The organism is Novosphingobium sp. IK01 (assembly GCF_033242265.1).
Lineage (GTDB): Bacteria > Pseudomonadota > Alphaproteobacteria > Sphingomonadales > Sphingomonadaceae > Novosphingobium > Novosphingobium pituita.
In genome coordinates, this window is record NZ_BTFW01000001.1 from 871,585 (window position 1) to 885,389 (window position 13,805).

At 67.5% G+C, this 13,805-nt stretch carries 14 protein-coding genes and 3 tRNA genes; 4 read left to right on the forward strand and 13 right to left on the reverse strand.

The window, feature by feature from the left end; translation table 11 throughout:
* Positions 1-378 precede the first annotated feature (378 nt).
* From SBI20_RS04250 to SBI20_RS04265, 4 genes are all read right to left on the reverse strand, one after another.
* Positions 379-455 (reverse strand) — tRNA-Arg (locus SBI20_RS04250).
* A gap of 57 nt (positions 456-512) precedes the next feature.
* Positions 513-589: transfer RNA gene (locus tag SBI20_RS04255), tRNA-Arg, on the reverse strand.
* Positions 590-659: 70 nt separating this feature from the next.
* Positions 660-736: transfer RNA gene (locus SBI20_RS04260), tRNA-Arg, on the reverse strand.
* 50 nt (positions 737-786) lie between these two features.
* On the reverse strand, positions 787-1,308 hold the full coding sequence (locus SBI20_RS04265) for a (deoxy)nucleoside triphosphate pyrophosphohydrolase (protein ID WP_317973877.1): 522 nt from the start codon (positions 1,306-1,308) through the stop codon (positions 787-789).
* Positions 1,309-1,419: 111 nt separating this feature from the next.
* Here SBI20_RS04265 and SBI20_RS04270 point away from each other — a divergent pair, with 111 nt between their 5' ends.
* A complete protein-coding gene (locus SBI20_RS04270; RefSeq protein WP_317973878.1) occupies positions 1,420-1,590 on the forward strand; it encodes a Flp family type IVb pilin in 171 nt (56 codons plus the stop codon).
* Positions 1,591-1,711: 121 nt separating this feature from the next.
* On the forward strand, positions 1,712-1,921 hold the full coding sequence (locus SBI20_RS04275; protein ID WP_317973879.1) for a Flp family type IVb pilin: 210 nt from the start codon (positions 1,712-1,714) through the stop codon (positions 1,919-1,921).
* Positions 1,922-2,288: 367 nt separating this feature from the next.
* On the opposite strand, the gene SBI20_RS04280 is transcribed toward SBI20_RS04275, so the two are convergent.
* Genes SBI20_RS04280 through SBI20_RS04295 form a run of 4 tightly spaced genes read right to left on the reverse strand, consistent with a single transcriptional unit; the run spans position 2,289 to position 6,551 of the window.
* Positions 2,289-3,236, reverse strand: coding sequence for an acetyl-CoA carboxylase carboxyltransferase subunit alpha (locus SBI20_RS04280; RefSeq protein WP_317973880.1), 948 nt, complete (start codon positions 3,234-3,236; stop codon positions 2,289-2,291).
* A gap of 32 nt (positions 3,237-3,268) precedes the next feature.
* A complete protein-coding gene (locus SBI20_RS04285) occupies positions 3,269-4,351 on the reverse strand; it encodes a tyrosine recombinase (protein WP_317973881.1) in 1,083 nt (360 codons plus the stop codon).
* Positions 4,348-6,270: a hypothetical protein gene (locus tag SBI20_RS04290; protein WP_317973882.1), complete on the reverse strand. Its 1,923-nt coding sequence runs from the start codon at positions 6,268-6,270 to the stop codon at positions 4,348-4,350. The genes SBI20_RS04285 and SBI20_RS04290 overlap by 4 nt, the downstream gene beginning before the upstream one ends.
* Positions 6,267-6,551 carry a hypothetical protein gene (locus SBI20_RS04295; RefSeq protein ID WP_317973883.1) on the reverse strand — a complete coding sequence of 95 codons (285 nt, stop codon included), beginning with the start codon at positions 6,549-6,551 and terminating at the stop codon, positions 6,267-6,269. Before SBI20_RS04295 ends, SBI20_RS04290 begins: the two co-directional genes overlap by 4 nt.
* 59 nt (positions 6,552-6,610) lie before the next feature.
* On the opposite strand from SBI20_RS04295, the gene SBI20_RS04300 reads away from it, so the two are divergent.
* Both SBI20_RS04300 and aroB read left to right on the forward strand, forming a co-directional pair.
* Positions 6,611-7,201: a shikimate kinase gene (locus SBI20_RS04300; protein WP_317973884.1), complete on the forward strand. Its 591-nt coding sequence runs from the start codon at positions 6,611-6,613 to the stop codon at positions 7,199-7,201.
* Entirely contained in the window at positions 7,192-8,298 is a 1,107-nt protein-coding gene (aroB, locus tag SBI20_RS04305; RefSeq protein WP_317973885.1) for a 3-dehydroquinate synthase, read from the forward strand. Before SBI20_RS04300 ends, aroB begins: the two co-directional genes overlap by 10 nt.
* 50 nt (positions 8,299-8,348) lie before the next feature.
* Here the strand turns inward: aroB and SBI20_RS04310 are convergent, their stop codons facing one another.
* The 5 genes from SBI20_RS04310 to zwf are packed head-to-tail and all read right to left on the reverse strand — an operon-like array spanning position 8,349 to position 13,686.
* Positions 8,349-8,720 carry a tRNA-binding protein gene (locus tag SBI20_RS04310; protein ID WP_317973886.1) on the reverse strand — a complete coding sequence of 124 codons (372 nt, stop codon included), beginning with the start codon at positions 8,718-8,720 and terminating at the stop codon, positions 8,349-8,351.
* 60 nt (positions 8,721-8,780) lie between these two features.
* The gene (locus tag SBI20_RS04315; RefSeq protein ID WP_317973887.1) at positions 8,781-9,749 is read right to left on the reverse strand and encodes a glucokinase; all 969 of its coding nucleotides are present in this window, start codon (positions 9,747-9,749) and stop codon (positions 8,781-8,783) included.
* 31 nt (positions 9,750-9,780) lie between these two features.
* Positions 9,781-11,604: a phosphogluconate dehydratase gene (gene edd, locus SBI20_RS04320; protein ID WP_317973888.1), complete on the reverse strand. Its 1,824-nt coding sequence runs from the start codon at positions 11,602-11,604 to the stop codon at positions 9,781-9,783.
* Entirely contained in the window at positions 11,601-12,245 is a 645-nt protein-coding gene (locus SBI20_RS04325; protein WP_317973889.1) for a 6-phosphogluconolactonase, read from the reverse strand. Before SBI20_RS04325 ends, edd begins: the two co-directional genes overlap by 4 nt.
* Positions 12,238-13,686: a glucose-6-phosphate dehydrogenase gene (zwf, locus tag SBI20_RS04330; protein ID WP_317973890.1), complete on the reverse strand. Its 1,449-nt coding sequence runs from the start codon at positions 13,684-13,686 to the stop codon at positions 12,238-12,240. The genes SBI20_RS04325 and zwf overlap by 8 nt, the downstream gene beginning before the upstream one ends.
* Positions 13,687-13,805: the final 119 nt, after the last annotated feature.

Genomic DNA, 13,805 nt, shown 5'->3' on the forward strand with positions numbered 1-13,805 from the left:
AACGACAGCGCCCTTGTTATACTAGTATAACGAAAATGCTGGTCGGAAAGACCCTTGTTCGCACTTGCGCAAGCCCGGAGCGGCAAGCTGGGAGAGAGCCCGGACAAAGAAGCCGGCTACCGCCAAAATCACGGCACGCCCACCGCTTCGCAAGTGCAGCATGAGGCAGGGCCCATTGCGCAGACGCACCCTGCGCGCGCGGCAATCGCATGAACGAAGAAATATTTTGCGAAAGCGCCGCCGGGCACCCCGAAAGCGCCATGCCCGTGCGCACGCGGCCAGCAGGCCCAACGAGCGGACCAGACAAAGCGCCCCGACCAGACGACAGGACGATACAGCGTTGATGGAGAGAAGATTGGCCTCTGGCCCAAAGGGCGGTGGCGCACCCGGAACGATTCGAACGTCCGACCCTCAGATTCGTAGTCTGATGCTCTATCCAGCTGAGCTACGGGTGCATACCGATGTGATCCGCCCTGCGCGCGCCCCAAAAGGCAAACGCGAAGGATGACATGTGGCGCACCCGGAACGATTCGAACGTCCGACCCTCAGATTCGTAGTCTGATGCTCTATCCAGCTGAGCTACGGGTGCCTGCCAATGTCATCGCCCAAAACCTGCGAACAGGCCCTGAGCTGCTTCCCCTGCCCCACCCCTGGAAGGATGGCGCACCCGGAACGATTCGAACGTCCGACCCTCAGATTCGTAGTCTGATGCTCTATCCAGCTGAGCTACGGGTGCCGGGGAGCCGCGCCTCTATGTCAGACTGGCGGGGTTGGCAAGCGCCTTGTTCAGGCCAAAAGCATTTTTTGGAAAGTTATGCACAGCGCAATGTCGAGAGGGGGCATTTTGGCGGAAATCGCCCATTCCTTCATGTCTGCCAGAGCCACCCATTCGAGCGCGGCCCCATCCTCAACCCCTTCCATGGCAACGGGAATACCCTGCCAGCGACGGCACAGATAAAGCATGAGCACGAGGGCCCGCTGCCCTGTCCCCGGCCCTCCCCCCTGCCGCACATCGTCCACGGCAAAGGTCATCGGCACGAGATCGGCCTGATCGACCACGATGCCCAGTTCCTCGCCCAGTTCGCGCGCCAGCGCGGCAGCCGGGCTCTCCCCGTCCTCGACCTTGCCGCCGGGAAATTCCCACAACCCGCCATGATGCTTGGCCCTGGGGCGCCTTTGCAGCAGCACACGGGCCAGAGGTCCTTCTCCCTCGACCAGAGCCCCCGCCACCACCAGAAGCGGCCCCACAGGCCCCTGAGCGCCCGCAGCAGGGGTCGCAGGCTGATCGGCAGGCAAGATTGACGACATCGATTAACAGGCTCCCTGACAGGCTTGCGCAAGGCCGCGCAGGCCATGGCTACACTTTCTTAGCTGCGTTTGCGCTAGAGGCATCGGACAAGGTGGTGACGGGGCAAGCAAATGATTCAATTCCTGCGCAAGGTGATGCGCGACAACAATGCCGTGACCCTCGTCGAGTACGGGCTGCTGGTCGGCCTCCTGGGCCTCGCGATGGTCTTTGGGCTGACCGCATTTACCAATCAGCTCTACGTTCTCTTCCAGGTCGTCAAAAACGCTACGCACAATCCCTGAGGGGCGACTTAGACCGATATTCGGCTTTCCTGCGTAGTTCTCTGCCTGTCCGAGGAAATCCATTGGCGTCGGCCATTGGCGTTCCGGTCCGGGTCAGAAGCTCTCGCCAGGAGATTACGACATGAATTTCATCCGCCGCCTCTCTCGCCGCCTTTCGCAAAGCGAACTCGTCCGGAACGAAGAAGGCGCCACCGCCATCGAGTATGGCCTGATTGCCGCGCTCATCGCCGTTGCCGCCATCACCGCGATGGGCGCCCTGGGCAACTCGATCTCGAACACCTTCAACCTGGTGTCGAACGACATGGACAACGCCCAGGATGGCCACCTCTAAGAGCCCGACCCAAAAGTCTTTCGGGTCGGTTTGGCGGGTCTTTTGTGCCACCACGGCGTCGGCTGTTCGCCACGATGCCTCTAGCATCGCTGGGCTCTCAGCCTTCTTGTGGTGACCCAAAATCCCTCGCCAAACCTCCGCCGCCCGACTTTTGGGTCGGGCTCTAAAGCGTTTTCAAGCCGGGTGGAATCACCCGGCGTTTCGGAAAACGCGGCAAAACAAAGACCTTGAGCGGTTGAACCGATACAATCGGATCAACCGCTCCGATCGGGAGCAGCCCCGGACCGGCCTGAAGCCCGGACACGAAAAGGGCCGCCGGACGTCAGACACGTCCAGCGGCCCTTTTTTCGGTCCCGAAGGTCCGGTATCAGGCCCCGATGCGCAGGAACCGTTCGGCGCGCAGGGCGCGCAGGGAATCAGGCGTCTTGCCCGCCAGATGATCGAGTTCCTCGCCAATGGCCGTGGCCAGCGACGCACAGGTCGCGACCGGATCGCGATGGGCCCCGCCCACCGGCTCGGCCACGATGCGGTCGATCACGCCAAGGCCCAGCAGGTCCTGCGCGGTCACCTTCATCGCTTCGGCGGCATCGGGGGCCTTGGCCGCCGTACGCCACAGGATCGACGCGCAGCCTTCGGGCGAGATCACCGAATAGACCGCATGTTCGAGCATCAGCACGCGCTCGGCGCTCGCCAGCGCCACCGCGCCGCCCGAGCCGCCCTCGCCCACGATCGTGGCGACCATCGGCACGCCCAGTTCGAGGCAGGCCTGCGTCGAGCGGGCAATCGCCTCGGCCTGGCCGCGTTCTTCGGCTTCCACGCCCGGAAACGCGCCCGAAGTATCGACCAGCGTGACCACCGGCAGCCCGAATCGGCTGGCCATTTCCATCAGGCGCACCGCCTTGCGGTAGCCTTCGGGCTTGCCCATGCCGAAATTGTGCTTGATCCGGCTCTGCGTGTCGTGGCCCTTTTCGTGGCCGATCAGCATGACCCGGCGGTCCCCAAGGCGCGCAAAGCCCCCGATGATGGCCTGGTCCTCGCCATAGAGACGGTCCCCGCCCAGCGGCATGAAGCCGGTGAACATGTTGGCCACATAGTCGCGGAAATGCGGGCGCGCGGGGTGGCGCGCCACTTGCGTCTTCTGCCAGGGCGAGAGCGCACGATAGGTGCTGGCCAGAAGTTCAGCCGACTTGTTTTCCAGGCGGCGGATCTCGGCGGCGATGTCCAGTTCGCCACTGGCAGCAGCCGTTTCGCGCAGTTCGGCGATACGGGCTTCGAGAGCGGCGACGGGCTTTTCGAATTCGAGGTACGAAATCATGGCGGCTTCGCTAGGGGCAGCTTCGCGTTTGGTCAATGGCCCCGCATGGAATGACCGTTTTGGGGATCGCCTTCGGGGGCGGCTTCCGGGGCGCCTTCGGGGTCGTTTTGCCGGGCACTCTGGCAATCGCTCAGGGGATGCCGGGCATTGACCAGTTCGACGAGCCGCGCGGAATCGACGTGGGTGTAGATTTCGGTGGTCGCGATGTCGGCATGGCCCAGCAGTGTCTGCAACACGCGCAAGTCCGCCCCGCCTTCGAGCAGATGCGTGGCAAAGGCATGGCGCAGGACATGCGGACTGACCTTTTCGGGGTCGATCCCGGCCTTTACCGCCAGTTCGCGGACCAGCTGGAACAGCCGCACCCGGCTCAGATGCCCCCCGCGCGGCGAGGGGAACAGGAAGCGCGAGCCCCCGCCCTTCCCGCCCGCATTGCCTCCCCCCCCATTGCTTCCACCGGGACGAACCGCCAGCCAGCCCCGCAAGGCCGCCAGCGCGCGGGTCGAGACCGGCACCAGCCGCTGCTGTCCCCCCTTGCCCGTCACCGCCAGAAACGGCACGTCGCGCGGCAGCGCCGCAAGCGGCAGTCCCACCAGTTCGCTCGCCCGCAGGCCCGAACCATAGAGCAGCTCGACCAGCGCGAGTAGGCGCAGGCCCTCGGGCGTCCCGCCTGCGGCCTCGGCCTCGGCGGTGTCGAGAAACCGGTCGATCTCTTCATGGGTCAGCAGGCGTGGCAAAGGGCGCCGCGCGCGCGGACGGGCCAGCGTTGCCGCCGGGTTGTCCTCGCGCAGGCCCTCTTCCTGGGCAAAGGCCATGAACTGCCGCAAGGCCGAAAGCCGCCGTGCCACCGAGGAGGCAGCCAGATCGATCCACGCCTCGCCCAGCCCGGCAAGGTCGTCCTCGTCGGCGGCCAGAAGATCGCCGACCACAGCCTCTGCCGCCGCCAGATCGCGGGCATAGGCCGCCAGCGTGTTGGCCGCCGCCCCGCGCTCGGCCGCCATCATTTCCAGAAAAGCGGCAACCGGGCGCGAAGACCCTGCAAAAGCGGCGGATGCACCCGCCTGCCGTGCCCCATCCTGCGCCGTTTCGTCCTGCCGCCCGGCCAGCTTGCCGCTCACACCCGCGCCACGGCTTCGGCGGCGATCATCCGCGCCTCGCCCTCAAGCCCCACCCGGCGCAGCGCCGAAACGATGTGGTAGAGGTGGACTGCGGTCATCTTGTCCCAGCTGGCCGCCTGCATGCCGAACCCGGCGAGCAGCGCGACAAGCGCGGGGTTGTCCGAAGCGGCGGCATCGTCGATCGCACGGGTCCAGCGCGTCTCGCGCGCGAGGTTGAGCTTGAGCTTGCCCGCAAAGGCCTGCCCCGTCGCATCGTCGACACGGCCCAGGCCCATCAGGCCTGCCAGCAGGAACTGCGAGCGCAAGGCCCCGCTGCTGTCATCCTCGCTCTGGAAACTGTCGAGCACTTCGCCATTGATCACCGCGCTCTTGACCGGAGCGGCCAGCGCGACAAGGCCCCAGGCCCCGCTTCCGGCAGGCACCACCGCGCCCCAGCGCGCGGCATTGGCATCGAGCCCGGCGGTCAGCATCGAGGCGATCAGCGTGCGCGCATCGCCCGCCATGTCCTGGCTGGGCACCATCCGCGCGGCGGCATAGGCCGTGAGCACGAGACGCGAATAGGCCTTCTCGGGGTCGTCGGGCGAGCCCCACAGCGCCTTGATCGCGGCCAGACGGTCCCCGGCATCTGTCGCCACATAGGCCGTGCGCAACTGCGCGGCGAGCGGGCCCCAGGTCTTGTCCTGAACCGCCCCGTCCGCCGCATCGATGGCGGCAACCTGGCTGTAGAGATCGACCATGGCCGCGCTCGACAGGATGCCGCGCCCCCCGGCCACGTCGGCTGCGGCGCAGCGCGTGGCCAAGGGCAGCATCGGCGCGCGCACCGCCAGAACCGCATAATCGGCCCAGGCCTTCTCGCGCAGGTCTTGCGGCGGCTCGATCCCGGTCGCGAAGGCAAGGCCGGTGTTCCACGGCGTCAACCCGTCGACATCCTTCCAGTCTATCGTCACCGCGCGCCGGGTGGCGGTCGCCGCCCCGGCAAACTTCTCGGCCAGCAGAACATCGATCCGCGCGCCCCCGCCCCGCCGGATCAGGCGGTCGAGCTGGGCCATCGCGGGCGGCCCGTCGCCGGTATAGGCCGAGCAGATCGCACGGGCGAGATCCCAGTTCCAGCCCGGACGCCCCGAAGCGGTCAGCGCCGTCACCGGGCACAGCCCGATCGGATCGGCCGTGGCCATGAAGCTGCCCATGGCCGCATCTTCGAGGCCGGGGGTGAAGAACCCGCTGTCGACCGACTGCACCATGGCGCGCGCGGCATCGGCCTCGCCCATGCGCAACAGCAGCCCGGCGCGCAGCGCGGCCCAGTCGGCCCCGTTCATGCCCACCGGCGTATCGAGGCGGCTGGCCAGCGCGCGCCGCACCAGAATGTGCCCCCAGCGCGAAACCAGCGGCCCGTTCATCTGCGCGAGCAACGGCTCGACGAAAGCACCGTTGAGGTAATGCGTCGACGTGGCCGGAAAACCGCCATCGACCTGATCGATCACCCCCACCCGCGCAAGGCTGCGCTGGGCACGCGGGGGAATGTCCTCTTTGGGCCGGGCCCTGGCGATCAGCGCATCGAGCGTGTTCGGGTCGATCGAATCGAGCGGATCGACCGGCCCGCGCGGGGCCGCCGTGCCTGCCACGTCGACACTTTCATCGAGCGGCAGGGGCTGGATCACCGGGGCAGCCGCCGGGGCAGGCACCGATGCGGCAGGGGCCTGCACTGCGGCGGCTCGCGCAGCAGCCGGGGCCGCCGCCGGATGGGGGGTGGGCCGGGGCGCAGGGCGCGCAGGCCGCGTCGCCGCGCTCGTCCCCGGCTTCTCGAAACCGGGTGGCAACAGCGATTCCTGCGCCAGCAAAGCCCCGGTCATCCCGCCAAGGCCGACACAGCCGAGCAAGGCATGGCGCCAGAGCGGCGAGCGCAACAGACGCGGCTTCATGCGTGCGCTCCCGGCCCGGCAACAGGCCCGGACTTCTGCGCCGGAACCGGACTGGCCGGAGCCACGGCGGGCATTGCCACGGGAACCTCGTGCCAGCTTTCCGGCCGGGGGCCGCCCATCGACCAGGCCAGCACCACAAGCCCCACCACACCGGCCGCCACAAGGCCGGCCATCACCGCCAGCCCGAAGGCCCGGCGCCGGCCACGCGGCGCGAACGCCCCTGATCCGGCAGTGGAGGGGCCAGAAGTGGGGCGGGAAAGGGTCGAACTCTGCTTGATCACGATGCCTCACTGCCTGCACGCTTGCGCTTGGCCCTAGCGCAAGTATAGGCGGCGCGGCAATGGACCACGAAAGCTCTCTCCTGACCTCGGCGGAAATCGCCCGGATCGCCCGCCGCATCGACCGGCCCGTGGTATTGGTCGGCATGATGGGCGTGGGCAAGACGACCGTAGGCCGCAAGCTGGCCGCGATGCTCGACGTGCCCTTCGTCGATGCCGACGAGGAAATCGAACGCGCCGCACAGATGCCGATCCCGGAAATCTTCGCCGCCTATGGCGAACCCCATTTCCGCAGCGGCGAACGCCGGGTCATCGCCCGCCTGCTGGGCCATGAAAATCCCGATGCGCCGCGCAAGCGCAAGGTTCTGGCTACCGGCGGGGGCGCCTTCGTCGATCCCGACACCCGCGCGCTGATCCTCGACAAGGCGATTTCGGTCTGGCTCGACAGCGACATCGACACCCTCGTCGAACGCGTGGGCCGCAAGGACAACCGCCCCCTCCTGCGCGGCGGCAACCCGCGTGAGATCCTCACGCGCCTGCGCGAGGAACGCCGCCCGTTCTACCAGCAGGCCGCCATCCACATCACCAGCGGCAACCAGCCCCACACGGTGACCGCAGGCCGCATCCTGAAAGCGATTGACGCATGGCTGTAATTCCCGTCGCCATTGCCGGCGCCCCCTATGACGTGGTGATCGAGCCGGGCGTGCTGGCCCGTGCGGGCGCCCATTGCCGCCCCTTCGTGCGCAAGGCCAGCGTGCCGGTGGTCACCGACGAACACGTTGCCGCCGCCTGGCGCGAGACGGTCACCGCCGGGCTGGCGCAGGCGGGAATCGCAAGCGAATGGCTCGTGCTGCCCGCCGGCGAAGGCACCAAGAGCTGGGAGAGCCTCGCGCGCGTCGTCGATTTCCTGCTGGGTCAGGAAGTCGAGCGCAAGGACAACGTGATCGCGCTGGGTGGCGGGGTGATCGGCGACCTCACCGGGTTTGCCGCCTCGATGGTCAAGCGCGGCTGCGGCTTCATCCAGATGCCCACCACGCTCCTCGCCCAGGTCGATTCCAGCGTGGGCGGCAAGACCGCGATCAACACGCCCATGGGCAAGAACCTGGTCGGTGCATTCCACCAGCCCAGCCTCGTGCTGGCCGATCCTTCCAGCCTCGACACGCTGCCCTTGCGCGATGTGCGCGCGGGCTATGCCGAAGTGGTCAAGTATGGCCTGATCGACGACCCCGCCTTCTTCGAATGGTGCGAGGCCAACGCGCAAAGCCTGCTGGCGGGCGACCCTGCCGCGCGCGAGACCGCGATTGCCCGCTCCGTCGCGGCCAAGGCGCGGATCGTGGCGCAGGACGAGAAGGAAACCACCGGCACGCGCGCGCTGCTCAACCTCGGGCACACGTTCGGCCATGCGCTGGAAGCCGAAACCGGCTTTGGCGCGCGCCTGCTCCATGGCGAGGGCGTGGCACTGGGCATGGTGCTGGCCGCGCGCTATTCGGCGCGTCTGGGCCTGATGAGCGGGCAGGACGCAGGGCGCATCAGTGCCCATATCGGCGCGGTGGGCCTGCCCGCCTCGCTCAAGGCGCTGGGCCTTTCGTGCGACGGCGAGCGCCTCAAGAACCACATGCTCCACGACAAGAAGATGGACGCGGGCACCCTGCCCTTCCTGCTCATGCGCGGGATCGGCCAGACGTTCCTGGCCAGGGATGTCGACCTGGCCGACATCGCCGCCTTCCTCGACAGCGAACTGGCCGCCTGAGCCTAGACGCGGTGCCCCGGAACAGATCCGGGGCGCCGCGCAAAGCCATCCTAGAACAACCGCGTCCCGTCGGGCACGGGCCGCTCGGGCATGGCCAGAACCACGCGGTCCTGCGCATCGGCAAACCCGAGCGTCAAGACCTCGGACATCGCCTTGCCCACCTGTCGGGGCGGGAAATTGACGACCGCGGCAATCTGCCGCCCGACGAGCCCCGCCGGGTCATAGAGCGCGGCCACTTGCGCGCAGCTCTTCTTCTGGCCGATCCCCGGCCCGAAATCGATCAGCAGCCGGATCGAAGGCTTGCGCGCGCCGACCAGTTCCTCGGCGGTGATCACCGTGCCGATGCGAATGTCGACCTTGAGGAAATCATCGAAACCGATGGTGTCCTGAGCGGGGGCGGCGGGGTCGTGAACAAGATGCATGCCCCATCATGCGCTGCCCTTTCCGCCCGGGCAAGCCCTGGCGGAAAGGGGCCCCTCCGATCAGTCGCGATGCGCCTGCGCAAAGGCTGCCGCCGCGCCAAACAGGCCCGGCTGGGGATGGGTGATCAGCTTGACCGGCATCTGGGCCATGATCTGCTCGAACCGCCCCTTGGCGCGAAACCGTTCGGCAAAGCCCGAGCGCACGAGCGTATCCTTGATGCGCAGGCCCAGCCCGCCGGCCATGACCACCCCGCAGGCGCCATGGGCCAGCGCCAGATCGCCCGCCACGCTGCCCAGCGACAGGCAGAAGCGGTCGATGGCCGCCGCGGCAAGGCCATCCTCGCCATTGGTGCCCAGCGTCCAGATCGCCTTGTCATCGCGCGGAATGAACGGCGCGCCCTCGATGGCGGCCAGCGTCTCGTAGATGTCGACGATGCCCGGCCCGGCCACCACACGCTCGACCGAAACCCGGCGATGGCGCTTGCGCAGGCGGGAAAGGATCGCATCCTCGATCCCGTCGAGCGGCGCATAGTCGACATGCCCGCCCTCGGTCGGCTGGACCTGATAGCCCGCGCCATGGCGCCAGAGCTGGGCCACCCCCAGCCCGGTGCCCGGCCCGACGATGCTGAGCACGCCCTCGTCGGGCAGCGGCGTATCGGGGCCCGACAGGTGCAGGAAATGCTCAGGGCCTGCCTGCGCCACGGCATGGGCGACAGCGGCAAAATCGTTGACGACGACATATTCGTCGCATCCCAGCCGCTCGGGGATCAGCGCGGGGCGAATGATCCACGGGTTGTTGGTGAACTTGATCACCTCGCCCCCCACGGGCCCGGCCACCGCGATGGCACAGGACGTGGGCAGGCTTCCCCCGTTCTGGCGGCGAAATTCCTGCCAGGCGAGTTGCAGGCTGGCATGCTCGGCGGTCTTGAGCGTGACCGCCTCGCCCAGATGCACGACGCGCCCGCCCGCCACTTCGGCAAGGGCAAAACGCGCGTGGGTTCCGCCGATGTCGACGGTAACGAGTTCCATCAATCTCTCTCCCAAATCGTGCCGCAGGGGGTCAAAGCCCGGCAGCAGCCAGCATGGCCGAGCCGCCGCGTTCGGCAGGGTCGGAATGGTGGCGCATCAGCGCGAAAAGCTCGCGCCCGACGCCCATCGCCTCGACCGGGGCCGGGGCGTCCTCGCGCGCGGCCCATTCGGCCTCGCTCACCAGCACTTCAAGCTGTCCGCTCTGCGCGCAGACGCGCACCACGTCGCCATCGCGCAGACGGGCGAGCGGGCCGCCCTTGCGCGCCTCGGGCGAGACGTGGATGGCCGCAGGCACTTTGCCCGAAGCGCCCGACATGCGCCCGTCGGTCACCAGCGCAACGCGGAAGCCGCGATCCTGAAGCACGCCGAGCGGCGGGGTCAGCTTGTGGAGTTCGGGCATGCCGTTGGCCGCCGGGCCCTGGAAGCGGACGACGACGACGACATCCTTCTCCAGTTCGCCCGCCTTGAAGGCCTTGAGCACATCGTTCTGGTCGTCGAACACGCGCGCGGGCGCCTCGATCGTCCAGCGCGAGGGATCGACCGCGCTCACCTTGATCGTCCCGCGACCAAGATTGCCCTGAAGCAGGCGCAGGCCCCCTTCAGGCTGGAACGGCGCGGTGACCGGGCGCAACATGCTTTCGTCGACGCTGGTCGTCGGCGCCGGGTTCCAGGTCAGCGTGTCGCCATCCATCACCGGCTCCTGCGCGCCCTGCGCCAGCGAGGTGCCATAGACGGTCATGATGTCGCCATGGGCCAGGCCATTGTCGAGCAGTTCGCGGATCACATAGGGCATGCCGCCCGCCGCGTGGAAATAGTTCACGTCGCCCGCGCCATTGGGATAGACACTGGCGATCAGCGGCACCACGCGCGAAAGCTCGTCCATGTCGTCCCAGTCGATCTGGACGCCCGCCGCACGGGCCATGGCCGGAATGTGGATCACATGGTTGGTCGAACCGCCCGTGGCGAGCAGGCCGACGACCGCATTGATGATCGCCTTTTCATCGACGCAATGGCCCAGCGGGCGATAATCGTCGCCATCCCAGCCGATCTGCGCCACGCGATGCACGGCCGCGCGGGTCAGTTCCTGACGCAGCTTCGTGCCGGGCAGGACGAAGCTGGAGCCGGGCATGTGCAGCCCCATCATCTCCATCATCATCTGGTTCGAATTGGCCGTGCCATAGAACGTGCAGGTGCCCGGCCCATGATAGCTGGCGCTCTCGGATTCGAGCAGTTCCTCGCGGCCCACCTTGCCTTCGGCATAGAGCTGGCGGATGCGCACCTTTTCCTTGTTGGCAAGGCCGGTGGGCATCGGGCCCGAGGGGACGAGGATCGTGGGCAGGTGGCCAAAGCGCAGGCCCCCGATGATCAGGCCGGGCACGATCTTGTCGCAGATGCCCAGGAACAGCGCGGCCTCGAACATCCCGTGCGACAGGCCAACGGCGGTGCTCATCGCGATGGTGTCGCGGCTGAACAGCGACAGCTCCATCGAATCCTGCCCTTGCGTGACCCCGTCGCACATCGCCGGAACCCCGCCCGCCACTTGCGCGGTGGCGCCCACTTCGCGGGCGAAGAGCTTGATCTGCTCGGGATAGCGGCCATAGGGCTGGTGCGCGGAAAGCATGTCGTTGTAGGCGGTGACGATGCCGATGTTGAGGGCCTTGCCCCCGCGCAGCGCGGCCTTGTCCTCGCCCGAGGCGGCAAAGCCGTGGGCCAGATTGCCGCACGAGAGCGTGGGCCGGTTGACCCCGGCCTCGCGGGCGCGGTCGATCAGGGCGAGATAGGCCGCGCGGGTGTCGCGGCTGCGCGCAACGATACGGTCGGTGACCTTGGCGAGAGTGGGATGAAGGGCCATCATTCGCTCCAGTAGATGGTAACCGGCGGGCCATCGGCGCCGCGCAGGAATTCGGAAACCGGGTAATCGGCGTTGCCCGAAAGAACGTCCTCGATCAAAGCCTTCTTCGCGGCTCCTGTCACGACAAGGATGATCTCCCGCGTCGCTTTCAGGGCCCGCGCGGTCAGCGTCAGGCGGTCGAACGGGGCTTCGGGCGGCAAGGGGACCGGCGTCGTGGCGATCACCGTGGCGCCGGGACGGACCAGCGCCTGCATCGTCGGGAACAGCGAGGCGACATGGCCATCCTCGCCCATGCCCAGCCACACGAGATCGAACGGGGCCACGCTCGCGCCTTCTTCCAGCCGCTCGAAACTGGCACCGCTGTCACCCAAGGCCGCAAAAAGCTTGCCGAAATTGCTCGCCGGATGGTCGTCGGGCACGCGGCGGTCGTCGGTCAGGGCCAGGGTCGTGCCGCGCCAGTCCAGCCCCCGCGTCTTGAGCAGGGCAAAGACCTTGAGCGGGGTCGATCCGCCGGTCATCGCCAGCCGCCTGGGGCCCGGCTTGGCCAGTTCGGCGGCGATCCGGTCGGCCACCGCCGCCGCATCGCCCGGCTGCGCCCAGCGCACGCGCGGATTGGCCGTCGCGATGACAGCAGGCTCAGTCATTCCAGCTTCTCCCGTCGCGTTCGGTCAGCGCAATCGCGGCATTGGGGCCCCAGCTTCCGGCGGCATAGGGCTTGCATTCCAGATCGTCGCGCGCCCAGACGGCACGGATCGCATCGATCCACTTCCACTGCGCCTCGACCTCGTCGCGGCGCACGAACAGCGTCTGCTCGCCCTCGATCAGGTCAAGCAGCAGGCGTTCATAGGCGATGCGGCGGCGCGCCTTGGCAAAGGCGGTGGTGAGCGAAAGATCGAGGTTCACCTCGCGCAGGACCACCCCGCCGCGGTCGAGGCCGGGTTCCTTGGCCATGACCTGAAGGCGCACGTATTCCTCGGGCTGGAGGCGGATCACCAGCCGGTTGGCGCGCAGCCTAGCGCCGCGTTCGGCAAAGATGTTGTGCGGCACCTGCTTGAACTGCACGACGATTTCCGAGCGACGCTCGCCCAGACGCTTGCCGGTGCGCAGATAGAAGGGCACCCCCTGCCAGCGCCAGTTCTCGATATGGGCCTTGATCGCCACGAACGTCTCGGTGTCCGAAGGCTGGCCCAGATCCTCGACATAGCCGGCCACGCTCTCGGCCCTGACCGCGCCCGAGCGATATTGCCCGCGCACCATCTCCTCGGCAGCCACGGGGCGCAGCGCGCGCAGGACCTTGACCTTCTCGTCGCGGATCGAGGTCGCGTCGAAATCGCGCGGCGGCTCCATCGCGGTGAGCGCGAGAAGCTGGAGCATGTGGTTCTGCACCATGTCGCGCAGCGCGCCGGTATCGTCGTAGAAGCCCTTGCGCCCTTCGAGGCCGACCGTCTCGCTGACCGTGATCTGCACATGGTCGATATTGCCCGCGTTCCACAGCGGCTCGAACATCATGTTGGCAAAGCGCAGCGCCATCAGGTTCTGGACGGTTTCCTTGCCCAGATAGTGGTCGATGCGGAAAATCTGGTTCTCGGCAAAACCGGCTGCCACCGCGTCGTTGATGCGGCGGCTCGACGCCAGATCGTTGCCCAGCGGCTTTTCAAGGCCGATCCGCACATTGGCATGGGCCAGCCCCGCGCGGCGCAGGCCTTCAATGGTCGGCTCGAACAGCGCGGGCGCGGTCGACAGGAAAATCGAGAGCCCGCCGCTCGTATCGCCCAGCTTGTCGGCGAGCGCGGCAAAGCCGTCGATGTCCGAGGCATCGAGCGTCTGGTATTCGAGGCGGTCGAGGAAACTGGCAAGCTTGGTCTCGTCCTTGCGGTCGGCGGGCAGGAACTCGTCGAGCGCCAGCCGGGCAAATTCGCGGAATTCGGCATCGTCATGCGCCGAGCGCGCGGTCCCGACAAAGCGCAGACCCGGCGCGATCAGGCCATCCTCGTGCAGGGCATAGAGCGAGGGCAAGAGCATCCGGCGCGAAAGATCGCCGGTCGCGCCGAAAAGCAAAAGCGCAGAACAACTGCCGTCGGCCATCCCGGATTCTCCTCAAGTTCTGTTGTTTCACGTATCATCAACGCGCAAGACCGCAATGCGGCCCCGTCGGCGAGCAGCCCTAGAGCGGGATTGCGCGCGATGCACGCTGCATAAGTATG

Coding starts and splice junctions, on each gene's coding strand:
- SBI20_RS04265 (WP_317973877.1), bottom strand. CDS start 1,308: ATGTCGTCAATCTTGCCTGCCGATCAGCCTGCGACCCCTGCTGCGGGC.
- SBI20_RS04270 (WP_317973878.1), top strand. CDS start 1,420: ATGATTCAATTCCTGCGCAAGGTGATGCGCGACAACAATGCCGTGACC.
- SBI20_RS04275 (WP_317973879.1), top strand. CDS start 1,712: ATGAATTTCATCCGCCGCCTCTCTCGCCGCCTTTCGCAAAGCGAACTC.
- SBI20_RS04280 (WP_317973880.1), bottom strand. CDS start 3,236: ATGATTTCGTACCTCGAATTCGAAAAGCCCGTCGCCGCTCTCGAAGCC.
- SBI20_RS04290 (WP_317973882.1), bottom strand. CDS start 6,270: ATGAAGCCGCGTCTGTTGCGCTCGCCGCTCTGGCGCCATGCCTTGCTC.
- SBI20_RS04300 (WP_317973884.1), top strand. CDS start 6,611: ATGGACCACGAAAGCTCTCTCCTGACCTCGGCGGAAATCGCCCGGATC.
- aroB (WP_317973885.1), top strand. CDS start 7,192: ATGGCTGTAATTCCCGTCGCCATTGCCGGCGCCCCCTATGACGTGGTG.
- SBI20_RS04310 (WP_317973886.1), bottom strand. CDS start 8,720: ATGCATCTTGTTCACGACCCCGCCGCCCCCGCTCAGGACACCATCGGT.
- SBI20_RS04315 (WP_317973887.1), bottom strand. CDS start 9,749: ATGGAACTCGTTACCGTCGACATCGGCGGAACCCACGCGCGTTTTGCC.
- edd (WP_317973888.1), bottom strand. CDS start 11,604: ATGATGGCCCTTCATCCCACTCTCGCCAAGGTCACCGACCGTATCGTT.
- SBI20_RS04325 (WP_317973889.1), bottom strand. CDS start 12,245: ATGACTGAGCCTGCTGTCATCGCGACGGCCAATCCGCGCGTGCGCTGG.
- zwf (WP_317973890.1), bottom strand. CDS start 13,686: ATGGCCGACGGCAGTTGTTCTGCGCTTTTGCTTTTCGGCGCGACCGGC.